The organism is Mycobacterium sp. RTGN6, assembly GCF_033804605.1.
Taxonomy (GTDB): domain Bacteria; phylum Actinomycetota; class Actinomycetes; order Mycobacteriales; family Mycobacteriaceae; genus Mycobacterium.
This window is the reverse complement of sequence record NZ_JAPZKZ010000005.1, coordinates 328,115-350,302: the sequence shown is the minus strand read 5'-3', so window position 1 is coordinate 350,302 and position 22,188 is coordinate 328,115. Positions and strand designations below refer to the sequence as shown.

Here is a 22,188-nt window from a genome sequence, read left to right as displayed (position 1 = left end):
GAAACGAGATGAGTACGGATCAGAAGCCGGTGCCCGAGCTGACCGAGCTCAACCGGCCCTTCTTCGACGCCGCCGCCGACGGGCGCCTGAGCATCCAGCAGTGCACCGTGTGCGGTCGGCACTGGTTCCCGCCGTCGTGTCGGTGCCCCAACTGTCTCTCCGATCAGGTGGCCTGGGTTGACGTCAGTGGAAAGGCCACGCTGTGGTCGTGGATCCGGATGCACCAGAAGTACTTCGCCGGGTTCGCCGACGAGCTTCCGTACGTCGTCGGATTCGTGCAGCTCGCCGAGGGACCGATGATGATGTCGATGCTCCTGGATGCCGATCCCGACGGACTGTCGTGCGACCTTCCGCTGACCGTGGTGTTCGACAAGGCTTGGAATGGCTTGGTGTTGCCCAAGTTCCGACCGGTCTCAGTCCGCGAGGAGAGCTGATGTCGCAATCCGAAGAGCCGTTGGTACTGCTCGAACGTCACACCGGTTACGCCGTCATCACCCTGAATCGGCCTGCCAAGCGCAACGCCATGAACGGCGCGGCGCAGGGCCAGCTGCTTTCGGCCCTCGCTGCGACCGAAGCGGATTGTGCCGCAATCGTATTGACGGGCGCGGGCGACATCGCCTTCTGCGCCGGAGTGGATCTGTCGGAACGGCGCGGGCTCGGAGCGCAGGACGCCTCGCGTCAGTTCGCCTGGGGCAGCGATTCGTGGTTCGAGGTCCAGGAACGCATCCTGCGGCATCCCGCGGTCTTCGTCGCGGCGGTCAACGGCTTCGCGCTCGGAGGTGGGCTCACGCTCGTGAACAACTGTGAGTTGGCCGTCGCGTCGCGCACCGCCCAGTTCGGCATGCCAGAACTCGGCCTCGGCACCTTCCCCGCGCTGGCAGGTCCAAGTACCTACCATCGGCTACTGCCCAAGCATGCCGCGCAGATGATCTTCACCGCGGAGCGCGTCGATGCGGCCACCGCACTCGGTTGGGGCCTGGTGAACGAGGTCGTCGAGCCGGACCGGCTGCTGCCGCGGGCCTGCGAGCTCGCCGAGCGGATCGCCGGATTCGACCCCGTCGCAGTCGATTACAGCAAGAAGGCGGTTCGCGAGATCGCCAACCTCGACTGGTCTCGGGCCATCGAGTACGGGCTCCGGACTGGAGCCGTCATCCGCGCCCAAACTGGAACGGCGTCGTCACGGGTTCGCGAGTTCCTCGACGGTCAGGCGCCCACCGAGAAGGAGAAGCCATGACCGCAGACGTCGGCACCACGGTGCTGTCCGCGAGCGACCTCGAAGAGCTGCGACAGGTGGTGAGGCACTTCGTCGACTCCGAGCTGATGCCACTGGAGCGCACCGTGCAGGAGCGGGAAGCGGCCAGAGGCCTCGGCGCCGATCCGGTGATCCCGCCCGAGGCCAACGACCGGCTGATGAAGAAGGCGGCCGAACTGGACCTGTGGGGCCTCGACGTGCCAGAGGAGTACGGCGGCCAGGGGCTTGGCATGGCGGCGAAGATGGTCGCGGTCGAGGAACTGTTCCGTTCGATCGTGCCGTTTCGGCTCCCTCCGGAATCGCCAAACCTCTCCCTGCTGATTCAGACCTGCAACGACGACCAGCGCGAGCGCTACCTGATGCCGTACTCCCGCGGCGAGCGGCGCGCGTCGCTCGCGCTGACCGAGTCCGAGGCGGGCTCCGACGCCGCGGCCATCAAGACCACGGCGGTCAGGGACGGGAACGGCTGGGTCATCAACGGCGTCAAGCAGTTCATCTCCTGGGCCGACCTGTCGGACTTCTTCATCGTGATCGCAGTGACCGACAAGGAGAAGCGGGCCCGCGGTGGCATCAGTGCGTTCCTTGTCGACAAGGGCACTCCCGGACTCGAGGTCGGGCCGCACCAGTCGACCATGGGGGAGCCGACGCCGTACGAACTGCGCCTCGAGGACTGCCGGGTCGGAGCGGAGCAACTGCTCGGCGAGGTCGGTATGGCGTTCCCGCCGCTGACGAACCGGTTGAGCGTGCGGCGCATCGAAATGGCCTCGCGCTGTGTCGGGATGGGCGAACGGCTGATCGAGCTCATGGTCGAGCAGGCCAAGGGCAGGTCGACCTTCGGGGCTCCGCTCGCCGACCGGCAGATCGTCCAGTGCTGGATCGCCGACTCGGTGATCGACGTGCACGCGACGCGCCTGATGGTCGCCGACGCGGCGCGCAAGTTCGACTCGGGCATCCGCGATCTGCGGCTCGAAGCCAGTACCACCAAGGTGTTCGGCACCGAGATGATCACGCGGATCGCGGATCGCGCGCTGCAGTTGTACGGCGGGATGGGATTCAGCAAGGAGCTGCCCATCGAGTACATCTACCGCAACAGCCGGTTCCTGCGGGTCCTCGAGGGGGCCTCCGAGATCCATCGCGTCCAGATCGCCAAGCACCGCCTGGCCGCAGGCTGAGCTGCACTCGCACACTGCCGCGGGTTTGACTCTCGACTGTGCGAAAGGCCTCGACACGTGTATGTGTCCCGTAGTATACGTAAAAGTTCAGATGTTCACGATATGAGGAGTTGCACGTGGCAGACACGACCGAGTTCACCGACGTCCGCTACGAGAAGGACGGTGGAATCGCGACAGTCACCATCAATCGCCCCGAGGTCCTCAACGCCCTACGCGCACAGACCTACATCGACCTGATCGCCGCGTTCCGGTTGGCGGGTGACGACGACGAGGTTGGGGTCGTGATCCTGACGGGCGCCGGTGATCGCGCCTTCTCCTCCGGCGGTGACGTCAGAGGTCAGAAGACCAGGACCGTCTCGGGTGGGCGCAAGCACCTGCACCGGATGATGGAGCTCTACTCGTTGATGCGGAACTCCGGCAAGCCGGTCATCGCGGCGGTCAATGGCTACTCCATCGGAGGCGGACATGAGCTGCACCTGATGTGCGACCTCACCATCGCGTCGGACAAGGCCCGGTTCGGTCAGGTCGGGCCGAAGGTCGGCAGCGTGCCGATCTGGGGTGCGACTCAGCTTCTGCCGCGGATGGTCGGCGAGAAGCGGGCCAGGGAGATGATGTACCTCTGCCACCAGTACTCGCCCGAGGAGGCCCTGCAGATGGGCCTGGTGAATCGGGTTGTGCCACACGACGAATTGATGAAGGCGACGCGCGAGTGGGCAGAGGAGATCCTCGACAAGAGCCCGCAGAGTCTGCGGATCGCCAAGACGTCACTGAACTTCGAGTCGGATCTGCTCTACAGCTCCTACCTCCACGGCATGGAGATGCTGTCGTTGACCTACGGCAACCAGGAGAACCTCGAGGGCGTCAATGCCTTCCTGGAGAAGCGGCCCCCGGATTACCGGAAGTTCCGCACCAACGAAACCGTCTAGCCGAGCGGTGTCGGCGGTGGGAGTGTCTACTACTCAAGGTGATTGGGGCGCCCTCTATGCCAGGGCGCAGCCGAACAATCTTCCACCACCGCTGATCCAGGAGTGGAGTTGGCAATTGCAGGGCAATTGCCAGGAGCATCCGACGGAGCTGTTCTACCCCGTCGGACGCGGGCACCGGCTACGGCTTCGGGAGGAGGGGGCCAAGCGCATCTGCCGCGACTGCCCCGTGATCATCGCGTGCAGGGAGTATGCCCTTCGCGCCCCGGAGGCCTACGGAATCTGGGGTGCCCTTACGCCACGCGAAAGGGCGAGACAGCTAGCCGCGCAACAACAACCGTCGCCGAGCGAGCCCGGCTAGCGCTTCGGCGGGCGACGGCCCTTGTGATTTGAGTCACCGTCTGTATATTCTTGCGCGGCACAGTATACAACTGTGACCGACGGCATCCCGCCGGGCCGATCCACATAAGATGGAGTACTTCGATGCGGAAGCCTTCTTCACCCGCTCGGCCGACGTTCACCCGAGTCGGGCGGTCGCTCGGCGCGGTCGCGGTCGGTGCGGGTCTGATCCTCACCTCGGCCTGTGGTGGTGGCGGCGGCGGTTCCACGCCGGCGACCGGAACCGGCTCGGGGTTCGACGCCGCAACGTACTTCGAGGGCAAGACGATTCAGGTCATCGTGACCCACTCGGCAGGCGGCGGAACGGATCTCTTCGGCCGGTTCATCGCCACCCGGCTCTCAGACAAGATCCCTGGCCATCCGCGGGTTTCCGTCACGAACAAGGGCGGCGCCGGCGGGATGACCGACGTCGTCAAGGCGCCAGAGGAGGAACTGGTCGTCGGAGTGACGTCGCAGGGTTCGGCGCTGTACCTCGCCGCGCAGGATCCCGAGGCCGGGTTCGCCGCCTCCGACGTCCACTTCGTCGGGTCCACCGGTGGCGAGCCGCGCTCGATCATCGCGTACGGCGATGTCGCCAAGGCCTTCAACACCTTCACCGATGCCATCGGCAAGCCCGAACCGACGTTCAAGTCGGCGGGCACGGTCGGCGGACCCGTCGACATCGTCAGCGACGCGTTCATGGTGCCCTGGCTGTGTGAGAACCTCCGGCTGAGCTGCAAGCTGTTCTCGGTGGCCGACGACGACTCGTCGGACCTGAACCTCATGATCGAGCGCGGTGAGATGAACCTCCAGAGCGGCACGCTCGTTGGCGCCATTCGCGACCACTCCAAGGAGCTTGCCGACGGCAGCGCCAAGATCTACATGTCGTTCGCCGAGGATCCGCACACCACGGTGACGCCACCGCCGGGTGTGACGGTGCTACCCGCCACGGAGGCGTTGCCCCAGAACCTTCAAAGTGACTACGCGCGAATCCTTCCCGTCGTCGGCGGCGGAGACGTGGGTCGGAGCTTCTGGGCAGGACCGAACATCCCGACGGAGGTGTTGGACGTGCTCCGCACGGCCTACACGGACGTCGTCAGCGACCCGGCGGTCGTCACCGAGATGCAGTCGGTGTTGAGCGGTGGCGCCGACGGTTACGTCGTGTCCGCCGTCAACGGAGCCGATACGCAGAAGGCGTACGAAGCAGCACTTGGCGAATACACCGACAACCAGAGCTACTACGGGGATCTGCAGCAGAAGTACTGGGACAAGTACTGGAACGCGGCATGATGCGCCGCCGGTTGCGATGAAGGGATATCAAGCGATACCGGAGCTTCTGCGGCGAGCGGACATGCCGGTGGTGTTCGCCATGTTGGGCGGCACGAACGTTCCGTGGATCGCGGAGGGTGAGCGACTTGGCTCGCTGCGTCTGGTCAGGACGCGACACGAGGAGACGGCGGTGAATGCCGCTGCGGGGTATGCCAAGTCGACCGGTTCCGTCGGGCTGTGCTCGGTGACCCGCGGCCCGGGCTTCGCGAACTCGATCAACGCGATCACGGCGACCGCACGCAACCACCTGCCGGTGCTGCTGATCGTCGGCGAGTCTCCGACCGCGGAGCGCACGACGCAGCAGCTCGAGCAGCAGGCGCTGAGCAAGCTCATCGGCGCCGGCTTCCAGCACGCCGACTCAGCCGACGAGTTCGAGTCGGTGTTCTGGGCGGCATACCGTGCCGCGCGGCGCAACGGGTCGGTGCAGGTGTTGAGCATGGCCGACCGCATCCTGGGCGCCGAGCTATCCCTCGGCGACGCCGCAGCGTCAGCGCGGCAGCCGGACCGTGCGACGCCGGACCCGGCGACGATCGAGACCGTTGCGCTGGCGCTGCAGCGTGCCGAACGACCATTGATCATCGCCGGTCAGGGTGCGGCCCTTGCCGACTGTCGCACGGACCTCGAAGAGCTCGCCGAGCGGTCGGGAGCGGCACTGGCCACGACCCTGGTGGCGAACCACTTCTTCGCAGGCCACCGCAATGAACTTGGGCTGTGCGGAGGCTGGGCGCCGACCCGCAGTCGCAAGCTGATCCAGTCCAGCGACCTCGTGCTCGCTTTCGGTGCCTCGCTCAACGGATTCACCACCGACGAAGGCAAGATGTTCGACCCGTCCGCGACCGTGATCGTCTGCGACGTCGACGAGCCAGCCCCGGAACTCACAGGCAACCCGGTCATCACGCTCACGAGTGACGCCGGCCAGGTGGCGAGGGCACTTCTCGCCCACTGGCACGAGTTCGGGCGGCGCGACACCGAACCGTGGGCCGAGCCGCTTACGTTCGCCGAGAACAAGAGCTCCGTGCTGGACTGCGACATCGGTCATGACCCGACCCGGGGGATCGATCCCCGGCAGGTGTTCGAGGCGATCGACCGGATCTACCCGGCCGATCGCGTCGTGGCCGCCGATTCCGGTCGGAGCGTGGGTGGTTCGATGCCTGCGATCGTCGACGCACTGGATTCGCGCAGCTTCCTCATCGGCAACAGCTTCAGTTCGATCGGTCGCGGGCTCGGGATCGCCATCGGCGCGGCGACGGCCAATCCGGACCGCCCCGTAGTGCTGTTCGCGGGCGACGGCGGATTCGCCATGTCCATGCAGGATCTCGATGCGGTCCGAATCTCGGGGCTGGACCTCACGATCGTGATCATGAACGACGAGCAGTATGGCTCGGAGGTCAAGTACCTCGTCAAGTACGGCCTGCCGATGGACGTCATCACCCAGCAGCTGCCGGATATCCCGGTGCTGGCCAAGGCCTTTGGTGGCGAGGGTCACGTGATCACCGCCATCGACCAGCTCGATGCGCTCGGGTTGCCCAAGCCAGGACTCGTGCTCCTCGACGTCCGGATCGACCCCACCGCCGACGTCCGTCGGTCGGTCGGCTGGTAGCGCAGCACCGCGCTCGAGAGAAGGAGTAAGCACCCTTGCGAGAGAGTCAACAGCTGGCTGAGTTCGTCGCCGGTACCACCTATGACGAGCTACCGGCCGGGCTGGCCGAACGGATGAAGACCTACGTGCTCGACACGTTGGCGGCCGGCTTCGTCGGTTGCCGGCTGCCGTGGTCGAAGATCGTCTACGACTTCGAGCGCGGCAACGGAAGCACCGGCGGGTGCAGCGTGTTCGGTTCGGAAATCCAGATGTCGGCGTCGGCGGCGAGCTTCGTCAACGGAACCATGTTGGGCGCGTTCGAGTCCGAGCACAGCGCCCACACGGCACACGCGGGCGGCACGGTCACCCCCGCCGCGCTCGCGGCCGCGGAGGCGTCGGGGGCAAGCGGCCGCGACGTGATCCTGGCCTGCGTCATGGGTTACGAGGTGGTCTGCCGGGTCGGCGACGCGCAGACCCGCCTCGTCGAAGACGAGCGGGGCTTCCACAACCCCGCCGCCAACGGCCCGTTCTCCTCGGCAGCGTCCGTCGGCAAGGTGCTCGGACTGGACGCCGAGCACCAACTCAACGCGTTCGGCATCGCCGGGTCCTACTCGGGCGGCCTCACCGAGTTCGCCTGGAAGGGCGAGATGACCAAGCGGCTGCACATCGGGCTGGCCAGCCGGGCCGGCTTGGAGGCCGCGTACCTGGCCAAGGGCGGATTCACCGGCCCCGGAACGGTTTTCGAGGGTCCGTTCGGCTATCTCAATGCGTTCTCACCGACGCCCAGGCCCGATCAGCTGGTCGCAGGCCTTGGCACCACCTGGTTGAGCTGGGACATGAAGATCAAGCCGTTCGCGGCCCACGGGACTGTGCAGGCCCTGATCGCCGCGCTGCAGAAGTTCAAGGCCGACAACGCGGTTTCGGCTGCCGACGTGACCGGCGTGCACGTCAGGGCGAGCGGAGCGCGGATCCTGCAGAAGCGCTTCCTGGACCCCCGTCCCCAGACGCTGCTGCTGGCGCAGCTGTCGATGCCGCACGTCGTCGCGGTGACGTTAACCCGCGACCTGTCCGACCCGCTGCAGTTCGACGATTCGACGCTGACCGACCCGGGCATCCAGAAGCTGGCTGTTTCGGTGACGTGGGAAGAAGTCGACATGGACGAAGCGGAACACGCAAACGTCGAAATCACCGCGGGGGGAACTACTTACGAGATCTTCGCAGGCGACTACCGCGGTTCGGCCACGTTGCCCGCCCAGTGGGACGACGTGGTGGACAAGTTCCGGCGCTTCAGCAGGCATGTCATCGACACCGAACGGCAGCACCGCATCATCGCCACCGTCGGCGCGCTCGACACCCTGTCGGACGTCGGCGAGCTGACGTCGCTCATTCGCGCCTGACTCAGGCGCCGAGCAGCGTGATGATCGGCGCGACGTGCTCGAGGGTGTCGAGGTTGCGGCACAGCTCGATGAGCCGGTCCTGGTCGGTGGTGGAGAGCCTGCCGTTGGTGGTGCGCCGGAACTTCGCCGCCACCCGCCGCTCCAGCTGGGCATCCTCGCCGAAGCCGACCAGGTAGCGGTCCTGGCGGCGGGTGATCGTCTCGCCGCCCCGCAGGGTGATGTCCATGACGGTGTCGCGCGGCTTGGTGTTCACGCCTTCGTCCAACGCAGGATCGTGGCGCACGTGGATCCGGGACACCAGGTCGAGCACCTTCGCATCGGAAATGCGCTCCTCGGTGAAGTGCTCGAAGAAGACGTCGCCCTCCAACAGCATTGTCGCCACGCAGAATTGGAGGTTCATCTGTGCGGACGTCACCGACGTCGGCACGTATGGAAAGCCCACTGCCTTGAAGGAACCGTTGGGGATGGCGATGTCGATGCGGCCGACGTCGTCCGCCTTTAGGGTCCGTTCGGTGCGCAGGGCCTCGATGATCTCGAGGGCAGGGTGGATCGGGCCGCGGGCGGCGAAGAACTTGAATCTGAGCTCGTACGAGCGGAATTCCTTGCCGAGTCCGCTGGCGAGCTTCTCGAGGTCGAACGTGTCGCGACCGCCGGAGAACGCACTGGGAAAGCTGCCGTACCCGCATTCGAAGATGGTGGGGGCATTGGTGAAACCGTGCGCAGCCAGTTGGGCGGCCAACGTCCCGGAGTGTGCGGCCTTGCCAGCGAGCAGCCGCTTGCCCATGCCGCCGTGCTGCATCGCCATGATGCCGCCGGTGAATTGGGCGACATTGCCGATGGCGCTGGCACATTGGGCACCGTCGAGTGCCAGCACGTGGCATCCGGCGGCCATGGCCGCGAAGGCTCCGAACAACCCTGGCCCGTGGAAGCCGCACGTCTCGTGTGGCACGCGCCCGACGCAGTCGGTGATTCTCGCAGCCACCTCGACCCCGGTGACCACTGCCCGCAGCAGCTCGGCGCCCGACATCGTGGACCCGTCCTCGGCCAGGGCCAGGGCGACCGGCACGGTGACGGATCCGTAGTGGCTGCCGGGGCCGACGTCGTCGAGCTCGTACCCGTGCACGGCGGCGCCATTGAACATCGCCGCGTTCACCGCGGAGAAGCCGTCCGACGATCCCCACAACACCGACCGGCCCGGCTGCTCGGTCGCCTTCAGCGTCGTGCGGATCACCTCGCTCCACGGCGCGCCCGCCCCGAGGATTCCGCACCCGAGTGCGTCCAGGACGACGAGCTTCACGTGGTCGATGAGGTCGGGTGGCAGCTCGGCGTCTCGACTGTCGGCGATGTAGTCCGCCAACATCGTGGTGTAGCGCCCTGAATGTTCCGTCACGTGGCCTCCTAAGTTTTGTATACGATTGCACACGGCAATTCGTTCCGCGACCCTTTCCTCCGGCCCGACCGCGAGTCAGACGCAGGAACGACAGTGCTCCGCGGTATACTGAGTGCGCAATACAGAAGGCTGGGGCCAGGGGCCATGTCTTGCACGGCAACTGCTGGGGTCCCGCGGAATGACGGTCTTGAATCCGACAGACAGTGGGACGACGTGCCAGTAATGGGTGAGCAGTTCGTGCAGACCGGCCAGGCCGGCCTGTCGGACGACCTCTTCGAGTACCTGAAGGACCAGATCGCCATCGGCAATCTGGCCCCTGGCGAGCGCTTGGTCGAGGAGCACATCGCCCAGGCCACCTCGATGAGCCGCACCCCGGTGCGTGAGGCCCTGCGCCGCTTGAAGGCGGCGGGCCTGGTGGACAACCGTGGTCGCAGCTTCGTCGTCATCTCGCTGAGCTCTGCGGAGCAACGCGAGGTGTGGGCGGTCTTGGAGTACCTCTCCGGAGTGGCCGCCAGGCTCGCCGCGGTTCAGCGCAATGAGGTCGACCTCGCGGGCCTGCGCATGATCAACGAGCACGGTCGGGCGGCGGCGCAGGCCGACGACCAGGCCTCGGTGATCAGTCTCAACCGCAAGTTTCACGACCTCATCAATCAGGCCTCTGGCAACCGCACGCTGGCCGAGCTCATCGCCAACTTGACGTTGCGGGTGGAGCGCGGAGCGGACTTCGCCCAGGCCAGACGCCGGCTCGCGGCTCAGGACGAACACGACGCGATCCTGGTGGCCCTCGAGGCCGGCGACAGTGACGAAGCCGAGAAGGCCGTTCACACCCACCTTCGCCACCAGCTAGTGGCGACGACGATGCCGACGCTCACGCCTCGCTGACCCTTCGCGTTGACCCTGCCCGAGTGATGTAGGAAGCTGACTCCAATATGTACACAATCGCACACTGATGCGTACACGGATCGCTTCAACGGAGGTAGGACTCGATGGCGACCTCGCCAGCACAGACGGCGCCGGAACCCACGGTGGATCCGATTCAGGACACCATCGCGGTGGCGGCGGTGCCCTTCGAATTCTCGGACATCCCGCAAGAATCGGTCCATGCGGCGAAGAAGCGCATCCTCGACTGCCTCGCCGGGATCTATCCGGCCCTGTCTGCGGAGCCGAGCGTCGTCGTTCGCGACGTCGCCGCGCGTCACTATCCATGGGGGCCGTCGACCATCCTTGGCACCGACCAGCGGACGACGATCGACATGGCGGCCTTCGCCAACGCGACCACCGCCAGATTCGCCGAACTGAACGACGCATTGCACGTGCCCGGCAGCCCAGGTGGGCACCCCAGCGACATCATCACCCCGCTACTCGCCGTCGCCGAAGCCGAGAAGTCCTCGGGCGCCGACCTGATCACCGCTGTCGTACTCGGCTACGAGGTGTACATCTCCATGGCCGAGACGACGTCGCTGCACAATTGGGACGCGACCAACTGGGCCAGCCTGGCCACCGCCGTTGGCGCCGGAAAGCTCCTCGGCTTCGATCTCGTGCAGTTCCGGGACGCCATCTCGGTCGTGCTTATCCCGAACAACGCGCTGCGACGAGCCCGGCGCGGGAATCTGAGCATGTGGAAGGCCGCGGCAGCCGGACAGGCCGGGCGCGCCGGTGTCTTCGCCGCGCTGCTCGTCGACTCGGGCATGACGGGGCCGACGCTGCCCTTCATCGGCAAGACCGGTTGGCACGACGCCGTCGGCCAAGGCACGCCGTCCGAGCTACCGCGGTTCGCCACTGGTGATCGGCCGCTGCGACTGCACCGATCGATGCTGAAGCCGCGCGCGGCCTGCGGTACCGCCATCGCCTCGGTGCTCGCGGCCGAGCGGGTGTTCGATCGCGACCGCGACCCGCTGGCGATCCAGAGGGTGCTCGTCGAGACCTACGGCGATGCCAAGGCGAAGCTCGGCACCTACGCACATCACTGGAATCCGACCACCAGGGAGTCGGCGGATCACAGCATCCCGTACGCCGTCGCCGCGGCACTGGTCGACGGGATCGTCGGCCCCGACCAGTTCGACGCCGAACACTTGGCGGACAAGCGGATTCGGCACGTCATGAGCACCGTCGAGGTGGTGGAGGATCACCGCTTCACCAGGGACTATCTGCAACCGCCGAACCTGCACCGCACGCGGGTGACGGTCGAGACCGCCGCGGGTGCTGCCACCGCTGAAGTCGGTGGTGAGTACGGCGAGATCGGGGATGAGATGAGCGACGCGGATGCGGACGCCAAGTTCGTCAGTCTGACGACCGGACCGCTGGGGACGCAGCGCAGCGCGGACCTGCTGGCGCTGCTCTGGACCCTCGACACGGTCGCCGACGCGTCGACGATTCCGCCGATGCTGGTTCCGCGGGCCTAACCCACGACGACGTCGTCGCCATCGACGTGAAAGGTCGTGGAAAGTCCGGCCTGCTCGGTGATGTCCCTGACGTAACGAAATACGTCGGCGCCCTTGGCATCTGCGGCCGAGTACAACGTCGGAGTCTTGTCCTCGATGATCACCGGCCGGAACGAAACTCGTTGCAACACTCCGTCGCTCACTTCCAGCTTGGCGATCATGCTGTAGTTCGCCTCTTCGAGGGCGCGTTCGTCGTACGGGCCTGGGGCGCCGTACCGCGCATAGGCAGCCTTCAACTTGTTGCGCCAGAAGTGATCGGTCGGCCGGTAACCGCTGTTGGTGTCGAGCACGAAGTTGCCAAGGCTGTAGAAGATCGGGCTGCCCCGGTAGACCTCGATGGCCTTGAGGATGTGTGGATGGTGGCCGATGATCGCGGCGGCCCCTGCGTCGATCGCGGCGTGGGCGACCAAGGGCTGGTAGTCGGCGATGAGCGCCGGGGCGAAGTGGACGCCCCAGTGCAGTGACACCAGGACGACGTCGGCCTGCTCGCGCGCGGTCGCGATGTCCTCGAGCAGGGCTTCCAGATCCCGCTCGACCGGCCAGGTCATGATTTCGCATGGCGTGCCGGGTTGGTCCTCTTCGAGGGGTTCGTAGTGCGTGATGGCGCGCATCGGCGCCACTCCGGCGCGCGCCGGCACGGCGTAGTAACTGCTCGGAGCCACCGAGCAGTACCCGAGGAAGGCGATTCGGGTGCCGTCGCAGTCGATCACGGCGGGTGTCCTGGCCTCGTCCAGATCCTTGCCCGCGCCGATTGTCTTCAGCCCGTCGCCGCGCATCCGCTCGATGCAGTCGAGCAGGGCGTCCTTGCCCCAGTCCATGGTGTGGTTGCTGGCCAGCGACACGACGTCGAACCCGGCGGCGGCGACCGCCGGATACCCGCGGAGGTCACGCGGTGACGCCCCGCGCGGACCGGACGAACCTTCGGAGCCCTTGTCGGAGTAGACGGACTCGGACTGGCAGAACGAGATGTCCATCGTGTGGAAGTAGTCGCGGACGTGTTCGAAGGCCGAATGCGGGTCGTCGCGGAACACCCGAACATCCCCGACGGCTGAGATCGTGGCCATGCCATCCTTATGTGTTCGATTGTGTACAGAAGCATGCTCAAGGTAGGCGGGAGGCGTTCGGGGCGTCAATAGTGACCCGCTCCACGTCGCCCAGCGATTGTGACCGCAGCCACAAAAACTCATTGACGAGTGAGTTGGTATCGCGTAGCGTGCCGCTGTACACAACCGAGCACGATTGACTACAAGGTCCGGGAACCGCCCGAAGTGAGCGGTCCCCGCAACGGCATATGGAGGACAGCTGTGCGAGCCAGCGGGAACTGGAAGGCGTTGATCGCTCTCGTCGGCGCTTCGGCTCTACTGCTCAGCGGGTGCGGAGCCAGCGCCACCGACGCCCCGTCGAACGCGTCTGGTCAGTTCGACGCGGCGAGCTACTTCAAGGGCAAGACGATTCGGCTCATCGTCTCCCACGACGCGGGCGGCGGTTCAGACCTCGCGGCGCGCGCCTTCGCCGCAAGTCTTGGCGACCTCGTGCCTGGCGGCCCGAGGGTCACCGTCACGAACAACTCCGGCATGGCGGGGATCAGGGATGCGCTCGACGCGCCGGAGGCCGACCTGGTCATGGGCATGACGTCGCTCGGCGCCAATCTGTACCAACCCATTCTGGATCCGGCGAACACGTACGACCCGAAGGCCGTCCAGATCATCGGATCGGTGTCGCCAGAGCCGCGCGGCGCGTTGGTGGCAGGCGACTTCGCGGCGGCGTACCCGAAGCTCGTCGACGCCGAGGGCAAGACGGCGACGCCGATCCGGTTCGCCGCGGTCGTCGGCAGCCCGGCCGACGTGATCAGTGAGGCAATGACCGCCCCGTGGGTCTGTGAGCACCTGAAGTTGCCGTGCGACATGATCGCCGTGGCAGGAGACACCAGCGCCGACACCGAGCTCATGCTCCAGCGCGGCGAGGTCAACTCCAATTTCACTGCGATCGGGGCGATCTCGCGATCACACCGCGAGATCCTCACCGACCGCTCGGGTTACGTCGCGTTCACCTACGACGACGAGGGATCGAAGGTCACCTATCCCGATGGCATGACGGTCCCGCCCAAGCTGAACGACCTCATTCCCGCAGACGCCAAGGCCGAATGGGAATCCATCCAACCGCTCGTCACTGGTGGTGGCCTCGGCAAGACGTTCTGGATGGGCAAGTCCGCGTCGAGCGGCGTCGTGGACACGCTGCGCCAGGCGTGGACCGACTTCACCAAGGACCCGAAGCTCTACGGTCCGTTCGCCCAAGCCCAGGGCGGCGGCAGTGAAGGCGGAATCTCGTTCGACGTCGCGCCGATACCCGGTGCCGACGGACAGAAGCTGTACGACACGTCGACGCAGACGTTCCTTGACAGCCGGGACGCCTACAGCAAGATCCAGACCGACCTATACGACAAGTACTGGGCCAAGTAACCCCATTGGGGCACAGCAGGATTCGAAGCTCGTTCCACACAACGACGTATGGAGGACAAGCAATGCGAAATACCTTGCGATGGAGACTCCTCGCGCTCCTGAGTGCCATGGTGTTGGCGCTGGGCGCGTGCGGGAGCGATTCCTCGCCGACCTCGGCGACCGAGTCCGGTGGGGGATTCGATGCGGCGAGTTACTTCAAGGGCAAGACCATCCGGTTCATCGTGTCGCACAGCGCAGGCGGCGGGGCGGACCTGACGGCCCGCTCGTTCGCCAACAGCCTGAGCGGGCTGCTGCCGGGCAACCCGAGGGTCACCGTTACCAATGACTCCGGAATGGGCGGAATCGACAATGCGTATTCGGCCCCGGAGAGCGACCTCGTCGTCGGCGTCACCGGCCTTTCGACGTATCTGTCCCAGCCACTGCTCGATCCGGACCTGTCCTGGGATCCCACCGGTATTCAGATCGTCGGTGCGGTCACCCCCGAGCCGCGGGGTGCGCTGGTGACCGGCGACTTCGCCGCCGCCTACCCGCAGTTGGTCGACGCCACCGGCAAGACGGACGCACCGATCAAGTTCGCAGCGACGGTCGGTGGCCCGGTCGACGTGGTCAGCGAGGCCCTGATCGCCCCATGGATGTGCGAGACGTTGAAGTTGCCCTGCAAGATGCTCCCCGTCGCCGAAGACGGCAGCTCGGACACCGACCTGATGCTTCAGCGCGGCGAGGTCAACTCCAACTTCACCTCGATCGGCTCGATCTCGCGTGCGCACCGGGCGATCCTCGACGACCACTCGGGTTACGTCGCCTTCAGCTACGACGACGACGGGTCGGCGATCAAGTATCCCGAGGGTACGAAGACTCCACCCAAGGTGACCGACATCATCCCCGCGGAAGCGAAGGCACAGTGGGAGATGATCCAGCCGCTCATCACCGGAGCCGGCCTCGGCAAGACGTTCTGGATGGGACCAAAGGCCTCGCCCGACGCGGTGAACGCGCTGCGCGGGGCATGGGCCGACTTCGTCAATGATCCGAAGCTCTACGGGCCCTTCGAAGACATCCAGACCGGCGGCGCAGGTGACGGCGGCATCTCGTTCACGGTGAATGCGGTGCAGGGCACCGATGCCCAGAAGATCTTCGATGCGTCGACCAAGACGTTCGTGACCAACCTGGACGCCTACAAGAAGCTCCAGTCCGAGATCTACGACAAGTACTGGGTGTCATGATGTTTGGAGGCAGACAATGAAGGCTCGAAAGGTCTTTCGCGCAACGTGCGTGGCGGGCGCGGTCCTGCTCGCGGTGACGGCGTGCGGTGGCGGCGGATCGCCGACGTCGACGAGCACCGGATCCGGTGAGTTCAATGCCGCAGAGTACTTCGCGGGCAAGACGATCCGGGTCATCGTCAACACCGATCCGGGTACGGGCACCGACCTCTACGCCCGGTTCATCGCAGATCCCATGGCCAAGGCGATTCCAGGCAACCCCCGGATCTCGGTCACCAACGTCGACGGACTCGGCGGGACCGCCAATATCTACAATGCGCCGGAGGCGGATCTGATCGTGGGGGTGGGGTCGCGTTCGTCGCAGATCTACACCACCGCATCGGATCCGGCGGCCCAGCACGACCCCACGAAGATCCGGGTGGTCGGCGGCATCCAGGGCGACTCGCGCGCATGGACCGGGTTCAACCCGATAGCCAACGACTACAAGAGCTTGACCGACGCAACGGGGAAGACGACCCCGGCACTGCGGATGCCGGGGGCGGTGGGCAGCCCGACCGAGATCGAGAGCGATCTCTTCCTGTACCCGTGGGTCTGCGAAAAGCTCCAACTCCCTTGCGAGTACGTCAAAGTCGCCCAGGACACCAGCACCGACGTCGCGATCATGGCCGAGCGTGGCGAGGTCAACACCCTCGGTGGCCGCACCATCACCCAGATTCGGGACTTTCAAGACGCCATCAAGGACGGAAAGGCGCGCATCCTGTTCGAGTACGCCACGAACGAGAACGTCCTGAAGTCGCCTGACGGCAGCGCGATCCCCGACATCACCACCCTGCTTCCGGCAGATGCGAAGGCCGAGTACGAGGAGATACTGCCGATCATCTCCAGCGGCAAGGTCGGCAATCCGTTCTGGGTTGGCCCATCGATGCCCGACGGTGCAGTGTCCGCCCTGCGGGACGCCTTTGCCAAGGTGATGAGCGATCAGACCGTCGTCGACCGGCTGGCCAAGATCCAATCGGGTACCGAAGAGGGTGAGGACACCGACTACAAGGTCATTCCGATCACCGGAGAAGCAGCCCAGGCCGGCTTCGACGAGTCCGTGCAGACTTTCCAGAAGAACAGCAGCCTCTACACCGATCTGCAGAACCGATTCTGGGAGAAGTACTGGCGCTGAGCCTGATTCGGGAGCACTGAGCCAAGGAGCGCAGCGTGGAGCTCGACGGACGGACGGTGCTGGTCGCCGGTGCTGGTCGCAACAGTGGACGCGAGATCTCGCTGACGCTGGCGCGCGAAGGTGCGAACCTCTTGCTCGTCGCCAGGCAGCGCAGGGCGGAGCTCGACGCGGTCGCCGCCGAGTGCGAGTCGCTCGGCGCGAAGACCGTCGCCCTGCTCGCCGACCTCACCGTCGCCGAAGAGTGCAACCGCGTCGTGGCCGAGGGCACCCGGCAGCTTGGTCCGATCGACACGTTGGTGAGCGTGCTCGCGATCCGGCCACACCGCCACCTCGTCGACACTAGTTACGAAGAGTGGCAACGGGTTTTCGACGTCAACCTGAACGCGACCTTCTATCTGGCCAAGGCGCTGGTGCCCGGCATGATCGAGCGCAAGTTCGGCAACATCATCGCCCTCGGCGGTGTCGCCTCGCTGCGCGCACAGCCGATGCGGCCGGGCGTGGTGGCGTCCAAGTTCGCCCTGCTCGGACTCATCAAGTCGATGGCATTGGACCTCGGCGTGCACGGTATCCGGGCCAACCTCGTCGCTCCCGGCTTCATCGAGAACAAGCGGGCCAACCCCGAGTGGTATCCGGAGGGCGAGAGCGGGGATACCCACACCCCCGAACAGATCGAGCGAACGCCGCTGCGTCGCGAAGGGCGATCCACCGAAGTCGCTCAGGCCGTGCTGTTCCTGGCCTCCGAGCGCTCCGCGTTCACGACGGGCGAGTCGTTGGCCTGCTCCGGCGGCCGCCAGCTCTGAGCCGCGACGTCACGAGCGGGTGTGCTTAACCCCGCCTGCGCCTGCGCGACGACCGAACAGGGCGCCCGCGGTGAGCCCCGAGCCGCCCGCGTAGTTGAAGTAGTGGATGCCGCCTGCCAGCTCGCCCGCGGCGAACAGGCCGGGAATCGGATTGCCGTCCTGGCCGATGACCTCGGCGTCCGTGTTGATCTTCAGTCCGCCGTAGGAGAACGTGATGCCGCAGGTGACGGGGTAGGCCTGAAAGGGTGGTTTGAGGAACGGCAGCGCCCAGTTGGTCTTGTCGAACTCCAGCCCTCTGGTCCGCACGCCGTCGAGAATGGTGGGGTTGAAGGCCGATGCGTTCTCGATGGCGGCGTTGTACTCGGTCACCGTGGCCACAAAGGCGATTTCGTCGATGCCGTCCATGCGCTTGGCCAGCGCCTCGAGTGAATCGCCCGTGACCTTGGACGTGCGGCCACGGTATTCGGAGCGCAGGTACGGATCCATGGTGGCGTCGAAGACCTGCCACGCCACCTGGCCGGGCTGCTGGATGACCTTGGCGCCGTATTTGGCGTAGGTGAAGTTGCGGAAGTCGGCACCCTCGTCGACGAAGCGCTTCCCGAGTTTGTTGACCATGATGCCGAAGGCGTAGCTGTGGCGTTCGAAGTGGTTGCCGCCGATCCGGTGATCGCCGTAGTCGGGGGAGTTGAGGTCGACCGACACCGCGTGGCATCCGGACCAGTGGCCGGTCGCCGTCGCGCCGATGTCGAGCGCCATCGCAATGCCGTCCCCGGTGTTGAACCGGGTGCCACGGACCTTGGCGAGTTCCCAACCGGGACCGAGGAATCGCGCGCGCCAGTCGGCGCTCGCCTCGAAGCCACCTGCGGCCAGCACCACCGCCCCGCACTCGATCGTGTTCAGGGTGCGGTTCTGTTCCACTCTGATTCCCGTGACGCCGTCGCGGCCGACGACGAGGTCCCGCGCGCGAGCCTCGTAGAGGATCTCGATGCCGGAACTCTCTGCGGTCTTCACCAGGGTGTCGATCAGCCCGCGCCCGCCGGCGGACACTTCGAGCGGGTCGCCACCCCAGAACGTGTACGTGCCACCGACTTTGAAGGCGTCCTTGTGATACTTCGGCAGGAACGTCACCCCGTTGTCCCGGTGCCACAGCAGCGTCGACTTGCTTTCCTTGACCAGCACCTCGGCGAGGTCGGGATCGGTGCGGTATTCGGTCAGCCGGGCCAGGTCGTCGAGGAAGTCGCCCTCGGTGTAGGACCCGAAGTCGGTGATCGCCAACTGTTCTGGCGAGATGTCGGGAACGAGCTCGGTGATGTCCTCGACCGACGAGTAGGCGAACTTGAACGCGCCGCCGGTGTACATGGAGTTACCGCCACGCTGGTCCCGCGGCGCCCGCTCGAGGATCAGCACCGAACCGCCGGCCTGTTGGGCGGCCAAGGCCGCACTAAGCCCGGCGTTGCCGCAGCCCACCACCACGACGTCGTAGCGAGTCACGCGGTTAGACCGCCGCGCTTACAACGACGAGAGCGGGTTCAGCGCAGCGCTCGGGCGGAACCGGTCGGCGAAGTCCACCCGCTTGTCTTCCTTGGCGTTGGTCCTCGCCGCCACGTGCAGCAGCTCGACCTGCTCGTCGGAGCCCGGCTCGAACCAGTACTTCGTCCCGTGCGGCACCAACGCGCCCTGCATCGGGCCGAGTTCGGCCACCGGTTCGGGTCCTTCGCCATAGAACTTCAGGCGTCCCGACAGCACCAACCAGAAGCCGTCGTTGCCCGAGTGGGTGTGCAGGTTGTTCCCGCCGCCCGGCCCGAGGATCTGTACTTCTGCCCTGACGAAGTCCGTCTTGGCGAGTTTGACTCTCGCCTTGGTGTCGGTCTCGCCGGGATTCTCGAAGCTGAAGAACTCCAATGCTTGCGTTGCCACCTATTGCTCCCCTGCAGATAACGCCGCGACCGGCCGTGTGCTCACTGTGGGCTGTTGTGTTCAACTGTGTACTGAGAAATACCCTAGGGGAGGGCAAATGTGATGTCAACCACTCGGTCGCCCTTCCCGTGCGATGGCCGCGATCGCGATGGCTGCCCGCTCCGCGTCGAGATATGTCCCGTTAGGAGCCGTTGGGCGCAGCGAGTCGTCGAGGTCGTAGACCAAGGGGATTCCGGTGGGAATGTCGCGTCCGGCGGACGCCTCGTCGGACGTCCGGTCGAGGTGCTTGACCAACGCTCGAAGCGAATTACCATGTGCGACAACGCAGGTGACCCGCCCCGCCAGGAGATCGGGTGCGATCGAGGAGAACCAGTAGGGCAATAGCCTGGCGGCTACCTGAGCATGGCTCTCGGTACGTGGAATGAGTTCCGGTGCCACGGCGGCGTATCGAGGGTCGTTGGCCAGGCGCAGGAACTCGGCATCCGAACTCGGTGGTGGCGCTGCGTCGCGGGACCGGCGCCAAGCGTCGTACTGCTCCTCGCCGAACTCGGTGAGTATCTCGCTCTTCGACCGCCCTTGAAGTGATCCGTAGTGCCGCTCGTTCAGCCGCCACGACCGGCGGGTGGGGATCCAGTGCCGGTCGCACGCATCCAACGTCAACGCGGCAGTGCCGATCGCCCGGCGCAAGACGGACGTGTGCACCACGTCGGGCTTGATGCCCGCCTCGCCGAGAAGCTCGCCGCTTCGCACGGCCTCGGCCCTGCCATCGTCGGTCAGCGGAACGTCGATCCAGCCCGTGAACACACTCCGGGCATTCCCCTCACTCTGGCCGTGGCGCAGCAACACCAGGGTGCGCATGGTGCCTTCCTGGATCGGATCAAGTTAGTACGCAATGCGTAGTATATTGGTTGCCGATGCGTACTGGACAGGCTTTTCCGTTGAACGGGGTTTCGGGATGAAGCCGTATCTCGCATCCACGTTCTCGTCGCTCGGTGTCCGCGACTACCGGCGATTCGCCTTCGGTCAGGCGGTCTCGGTCAGTGGCACCTGGATGCAGAAGCTGACTCAGGCCTGGCTGGTGCTCGAGTTGACGAACTCGCCGCTGTTGCTCGGTGTCACCGTCGCGATGCAGCAGATTCCGACGCTTCTGTTCACCACGGTGGGTGGGGCACTCGCGGACCGCTTCGACAAGCGCACGATCCTGCTGTGGATGGCCATTGCGGGGACGATCCCGGCGCTGACCCTCGGCGTGCTCGTTCAGCTACACCTGGTGCAGGTCTGGATCGTCATGCTGGCCGCGCTGATCCAGGGCCTGGCCGACGCGGTCGAGAAGCCTGCCCGGCTCACCGTGGTCAACGACATCGCCACCCCGTCGACGCTGACCAACGCCGTGATGATCAACGGCATCATTCAGGACAGCGGCAAGGTCGCGGGCCCGGCGATCGCGGGCATCCTCATCGCCTCCGTCGGCATCTCGGCGGCGTTCTTCGTCAACGCGCTCTCGTACCTGCCGGTGATCGTGGCACTGCTGTCCATCCGACCGCACGAACCGGTCGGCCCGGTCGCCACCTTCAAGGCGCGGGGCAACCTCACCGGCACGCTTCGCTACGTGGGCGCCCATCCCAAACTCGCGGGAACCCTGGCCCTGATGGCCGTCGCGGGACTGCTCGCCTACAACTGGAACGTGCTGCTGCCGACGTTGACGCGCGACGTCTTCGGGGGCGACGCGCGGATGGTGGGCTTCGCGTTCACGAGCATGGGGCTGGGGGCCGTGCTGGGCGGGTTGGCGCTGGCCGGCTTCCTGAGGGCGAGCTCGCGGCGGTTGATCCTCAACGGTTGCGCGTTCGCCACGGCGTTGGCGCTGCTCGGCCTGATGCCCGCCCTGCCGTTCGTGTACGTCGTGCTCTTCTTCGTCGGCGCCTTCAGCGTGACGTTCCGGGCTACCGCGACGTCGATTCTGCAGCTCAACGCCGACCCGCAGATGCGGGGCCGCGTCATCTCCCTGCTGGTATTGGCCACGGCCGGCACCACGCCGCTGGGTGGGCCGCTCATCGGGTGGATCTGCGAGCATGCCAGCCCGCGGGTGGCGTGCCTGGTCGGCGGTGTCGGCACCGCGTTTGCCGCCGTGGCGTGCTTGGCGTACCTGCGGGTGAAGCACGAGCTGGCCGAGCCGCCAGCGGCCGACGACCAGGAACGGTTGGACTACGAGAGTGCGATCAACCTCTCGAGCGACGGCAGTGCGGCCATGATCGACCGGCGATCGTCTTCGGACAGTCGGCCGACCTGAAGTGCGAGGAACTCGTTCGCCCGTTGCCGCGCCGCGGCCAGTAGCTCGTGACCGTGAGCGGTGATGACCACCATGAAACTGCGGCCGTCGTCGGGGTCGACCGTCCGCTCCAGGTAGCCAGTTCCCTCCAGCCGGGCGACGAGCCGGGTGACCGATGACTTGCTGATCTGTTCCCGTCGGGCCAGCTCGCCGACCCGCAGCGGGCCGTGTCTCTGAATGGTCGAGAGCGCCGAGATCTGGGACATCGACAGATCGGTCTGGGACCGCTTGCGCAGCTTGCGGGTCAGCCGGAGGCTGACGTCCTGGAGTGCGGCGACGTCTTCGGCGTGGACGGCGACGCCGACCGCCTGCGCGGGTGTTGACACCCTGACAGAGTAGTACGTTGTGGCAACCAATCGGGGAGGGAGCACCATGGTTTGGTGACTCCGCGTCAGGTGCCGCGGCAAGCACGGCGTCCAAGCTTGACCAAACGTATA

21 protein-coding genes are annotated in these 22,188 nt (G+C 65.9%); 15 read left to right on the top strand and 6 right to left on the bottom strand.

Annotated elements, in window-relative coordinates; all coding sequences use genetic code 11:
* The first annotated feature begins 8 nt into the window (after window positions 1-8).
* The 8 genes from SLQ33_RS15150 (at window position 9) to SLQ33_RS15115 (ending at window position 8,030) form a co-directional block, all read left to right on the top strand.
* Window positions 9-434 (top strand): Zn-ribbon domain-containing OB-fold protein, encoded by a 426-nt coding sequence (locus tag SLQ33_RS15150; RefSeq protein WP_319454680.1) that lies wholly within the window; start codon window positions 9-11, stop codon window positions 432-434.
* Window positions 434-1,234 carry an enoyl-CoA hydratase/isomerase family protein gene (locus SLQ33_RS15145; RefSeq protein WP_319454679.1) on the top strand — a complete coding sequence of 267 codons (801 nt, stop codon included), beginning with the start codon at window positions 434-436 and terminating at the stop codon, window positions 1,232-1,234. The genes SLQ33_RS15150 and SLQ33_RS15145 overlap by 1 nt, the downstream gene beginning before the upstream one ends.
* Entirely contained in the window at window positions 1,231-2,424 is a 1,194-nt protein-coding gene (locus tag SLQ33_RS15140) for an acyl-CoA dehydrogenase family protein (protein WP_319454678.1), read from the top strand. Before SLQ33_RS15145 ends, SLQ33_RS15140 begins: the two co-directional genes overlap by 4 nt.
* Before the next feature lie 116 nt (window positions 2,425-2,540).
* Window positions 2,541-3,350: an enoyl-CoA hydratase-related protein gene (locus tag SLQ33_RS15135; RefSeq protein WP_319454677.1), complete on the top strand. Its 810-nt coding sequence runs from the start codon at window positions 2,541-2,543 to the stop codon at window positions 3,348-3,350.
* A gap of 22 nt (window positions 3,351-3,372) precedes the next feature.
* The gene (locus tag SLQ33_RS15130) at window positions 3,373-3,708 is read left to right on the top strand and encodes a WhiB family transcriptional regulator (protein ID WP_319454676.1); all 336 of its coding nucleotides are present in this window, start codon (window positions 3,373-3,375) and stop codon (window positions 3,706-3,708) included.
* A 122-nt stretch (window positions 3,709-3,830) separates the two neighbouring features.
* Window positions 3,831-5,015 carry a hypothetical protein gene (locus SLQ33_RS15125; RefSeq protein WP_319454675.1) on the top strand — a complete coding sequence of 395 codons (1,185 nt, stop codon included), beginning with the start codon at window positions 3,831-3,833 and terminating at the stop codon, window positions 5,013-5,015.
* A 16-nt stretch (window positions 5,016-5,031) separates the two neighbouring features.
* A complete protein-coding gene (locus tag SLQ33_RS15120) occupies window positions 5,032-6,654 on the top strand; it encodes a thiamine pyrophosphate-binding protein (RefSeq protein WP_319454674.1) in 1,623 nt (540 codons plus the stop codon).
* Between the two features lie 35 nt (window positions 6,655-6,689).
* Window positions 6,690-8,030 (top strand): MmgE/PrpD family protein, encoded by a 1,341-nt coding sequence (locus tag SLQ33_RS15115; protein WP_319454673.1) that lies wholly within the window; start codon window positions 6,690-6,692, stop codon window positions 8,028-8,030.
* Between the two features lies 1 nt (window position 8,031).
* Here the strand turns inward: SLQ33_RS15115 and SLQ33_RS15110 are convergent, their stop codons facing one another.
* Window positions 8,032-9,420: an MmgE/PrpD family protein gene (locus SLQ33_RS15110; protein WP_319454672.1), complete on the bottom strand. Its 1,389-nt coding sequence runs from the start codon at window positions 9,418-9,420 to the stop codon at window positions 8,032-8,034.
* A gap of 222 nt (window positions 9,421-9,642) precedes the next feature.
* Between SLQ33_RS15110 and SLQ33_RS15105 the strand changes: the two genes are divergently transcribed.
* Together SLQ33_RS15105 and SLQ33_RS15100 are read left to right on the top strand one after the other, a co-directional pair.
* Window positions 9,643-10,302 carry a GntR family transcriptional regulator gene (locus SLQ33_RS15105; protein WP_319454671.1) on the top strand — a complete coding sequence of 220 codons (660 nt, stop codon included), beginning with the start codon at window positions 9,643-9,645 and terminating at the stop codon, window positions 10,300-10,302.
* A gap of 104 nt (window positions 10,303-10,406) precedes the next feature.
* Complete coding sequence (locus SLQ33_RS15100) at window positions 10,407-11,822, top strand: MmgE/PrpD family protein (RefSeq protein ID WP_319454670.1); 1,416 nt, start codon at window positions 10,407-10,409, stop codon at window positions 11,820-11,822.
* Here SLQ33_RS15100 and SLQ33_RS15095 read toward each other — a convergent pair.
* A complete protein-coding gene (locus tag SLQ33_RS15095; RefSeq protein ID WP_319454669.1) occupies window positions 11,819-12,925 on the bottom strand; it encodes a CapA family protein in 1,107 nt (368 codons plus the stop codon). The genes SLQ33_RS15100 and SLQ33_RS15095 overlap by 4 nt on opposite strands.
* Before the next feature lie 240 nt (window positions 12,926-13,165).
* On the opposite strand from SLQ33_RS15095, the gene SLQ33_RS15090 reads away from it, so the two are divergent.
* From SLQ33_RS15090 to SLQ33_RS15075, 4 genes are all read left to right on the top strand, one after another.
* A complete protein-coding gene (locus tag SLQ33_RS15090) occupies window positions 13,166-14,320 on the top strand; it encodes a hypothetical protein (protein WP_319454668.1) in 1,155 nt (384 codons plus the stop codon).
* Between the two features lie 62 nt (window positions 14,321-14,382).
* Window positions 14,383-15,540 (top strand): hypothetical protein, encoded by a 1,158-nt coding sequence (locus SLQ33_RS15085; RefSeq protein ID WP_319454667.1) that lies wholly within the window; start codon window positions 14,383-14,385, stop codon window positions 15,538-15,540.
* A 16-nt stretch (window positions 15,541-15,556) separates the two neighbouring features.
* Window positions 15,557-16,708 carry a hypothetical protein gene (locus tag SLQ33_RS15080; protein ID WP_319454666.1) on the top strand — a complete coding sequence of 384 codons (1,152 nt, stop codon included), beginning with the start codon at window positions 15,557-15,559 and terminating at the stop codon, window positions 16,706-16,708.
* A gap of 35 nt (window positions 16,709-16,743) precedes the next feature.
* Window positions 16,744-17,508 (top strand): SDR family NAD(P)-dependent oxidoreductase, encoded by a 765-nt coding sequence (locus SLQ33_RS15075; protein WP_319454665.1) that lies wholly within the window; start codon window positions 16,744-16,746, stop codon window positions 17,506-17,508.
* A 9-nt stretch (window positions 17,509-17,517) separates the two neighbouring features.
* On the opposite strand, the gene tcuA is transcribed toward SLQ33_RS15075, so the two are convergent.
* The 3 genes from tcuA to SLQ33_RS15060 form a co-directional block, all read right to left on the bottom strand.
* On the bottom strand, window positions 17,518-18,999 hold the full coding sequence (tcuA, locus tag SLQ33_RS15070; protein ID WP_319454664.1) for an FAD-dependent tricarballylate dehydrogenase TcuA: 1,482 nt from the start codon (window positions 18,997-18,999) through the stop codon (window positions 17,518-17,520).
* Window positions 19,000-19,017: 18 nt separating this feature from the next.
* Window positions 19,018-19,425, bottom strand: a complete 408-nt coding sequence (locus tag SLQ33_RS15065; protein ID WP_319454663.1) for a cupin domain-containing protein — start codon at window positions 19,423-19,425, stop codon at window positions 19,018-19,020.
* A gap of 105 nt (window positions 19,426-19,530) precedes the next feature.
* Window positions 19,531-20,283, bottom strand: a complete 753-nt coding sequence (locus SLQ33_RS15060) for a 2,3-bisphosphoglycerate-dependent phosphoglycerate mutase (protein WP_319454662.1) — start codon at window positions 20,281-20,283, stop codon at window positions 19,531-19,533.
* Window positions 20,284-20,380: 97 nt separating this feature from the next.
* Here SLQ33_RS15060 and SLQ33_RS15055 point away from each other — a divergent pair, with 97 nt between their 5' ends.
* Window positions 20,381-21,712 carry an MFS transporter gene (locus tag SLQ33_RS15055; protein WP_319454661.1) on the top strand — a complete coding sequence of 444 codons (1,332 nt, stop codon included), beginning with the start codon at window positions 20,381-20,383 and terminating at the stop codon, window positions 21,710-21,712.
* Here SLQ33_RS15055 and SLQ33_RS15050 read toward each other — a convergent pair.
* On the bottom strand, window positions 21,628-22,077 hold the full coding sequence (locus SLQ33_RS15050; protein WP_319454660.1) for a MarR family transcriptional regulator: 450 nt from the start codon (window positions 22,075-22,077) through the stop codon (window positions 21,628-21,630). The genes SLQ33_RS15055 and SLQ33_RS15050 overlap by 85 nt on opposite strands.
* Between the last annotated feature and the right edge of the window lie 111 nt (window positions 22,078-22,188).

What these genes read in the sequence shown, in the direction of transcription:
- SLQ33_RS15150 (WP_319454680.1), top strand. Translation starts at nt 9, where the DNA reads ATGAGTACGGATCAGAAGCCGGTGCCCGAGCTGACCGAGCTCAACCGG.
- SLQ33_RS15145 (WP_319454679.1), top strand. Translation starts at nt 434, where the DNA reads ATGTCGCAATCCGAAGAGCCGTTGGTACTGCTCGAACGTCACACCGGT.
- SLQ33_RS15140 (WP_319454678.1), top strand. Translation starts at nt 1,231, where the DNA reads ATGACCGCAGACGTCGGCACCACGGTGCTGTCCGCGAGCGACCTCGAA.
- SLQ33_RS15125 (WP_319454675.1), top strand. Translation starts at nt 3,831, where the DNA reads ATGCGGAAGCCTTCTTCACCCGCTCGGCCGACGTTCACCCGAGTCGGG.
- SLQ33_RS15120 (WP_319454674.1), top strand. Translation starts at nt 5,032, where the DNA reads ATGAAGGGATATCAAGCGATACCGGAGCTTCTGCGGCGAGCGGACATG.
- SLQ33_RS15105 (WP_319454671.1), top strand. Translation starts at nt 9,643, where the DNA reads ATGGGTGAGCAGTTCGTGCAGACCGGCCAGGCCGGCCTGTCGGACGAC.
- SLQ33_RS15100 (WP_319454670.1), top strand. Translation starts at nt 10,407, where the DNA reads ATGGCGACCTCGCCAGCACAGACGGCGCCGGAACCCACGGTGGATCCG.
- SLQ33_RS15095 (WP_319454669.1), bottom strand. Translation starts at nt 12,925, where the DNA reads ATGGCCACGATCTCAGCCGTCGGGGATGTTCGGGTGTTCCGCGACGAC.
- SLQ33_RS15085 (WP_319454667.1), top strand. Translation starts at nt 14,383, where the DNA reads ATGCGAAATACCTTGCGATGGAGACTCCTCGCGCTCCTGAGTGCCATG.
- SLQ33_RS15080 (WP_319454666.1), top strand. Translation starts at nt 15,557, where the DNA reads ATGAAGGCTCGAAAGGTCTTTCGCGCAACGTGCGTGGCGGGCGCGGTC.
- SLQ33_RS15060 (WP_319454662.1), bottom strand. Translation starts at nt 20,283, where the DNA reads ATGCGCACCCTGGTGTTGCTGCGCCACGGCCAGAGTGAGGGGAATGCC.
- SLQ33_RS15055 (WP_319454661.1), top strand. Translation starts at nt 20,381, where the DNA reads ATGAAGCCGTATCTCGCATCCACGTTCTCGTCGCTCGGTGTCCGCGAC.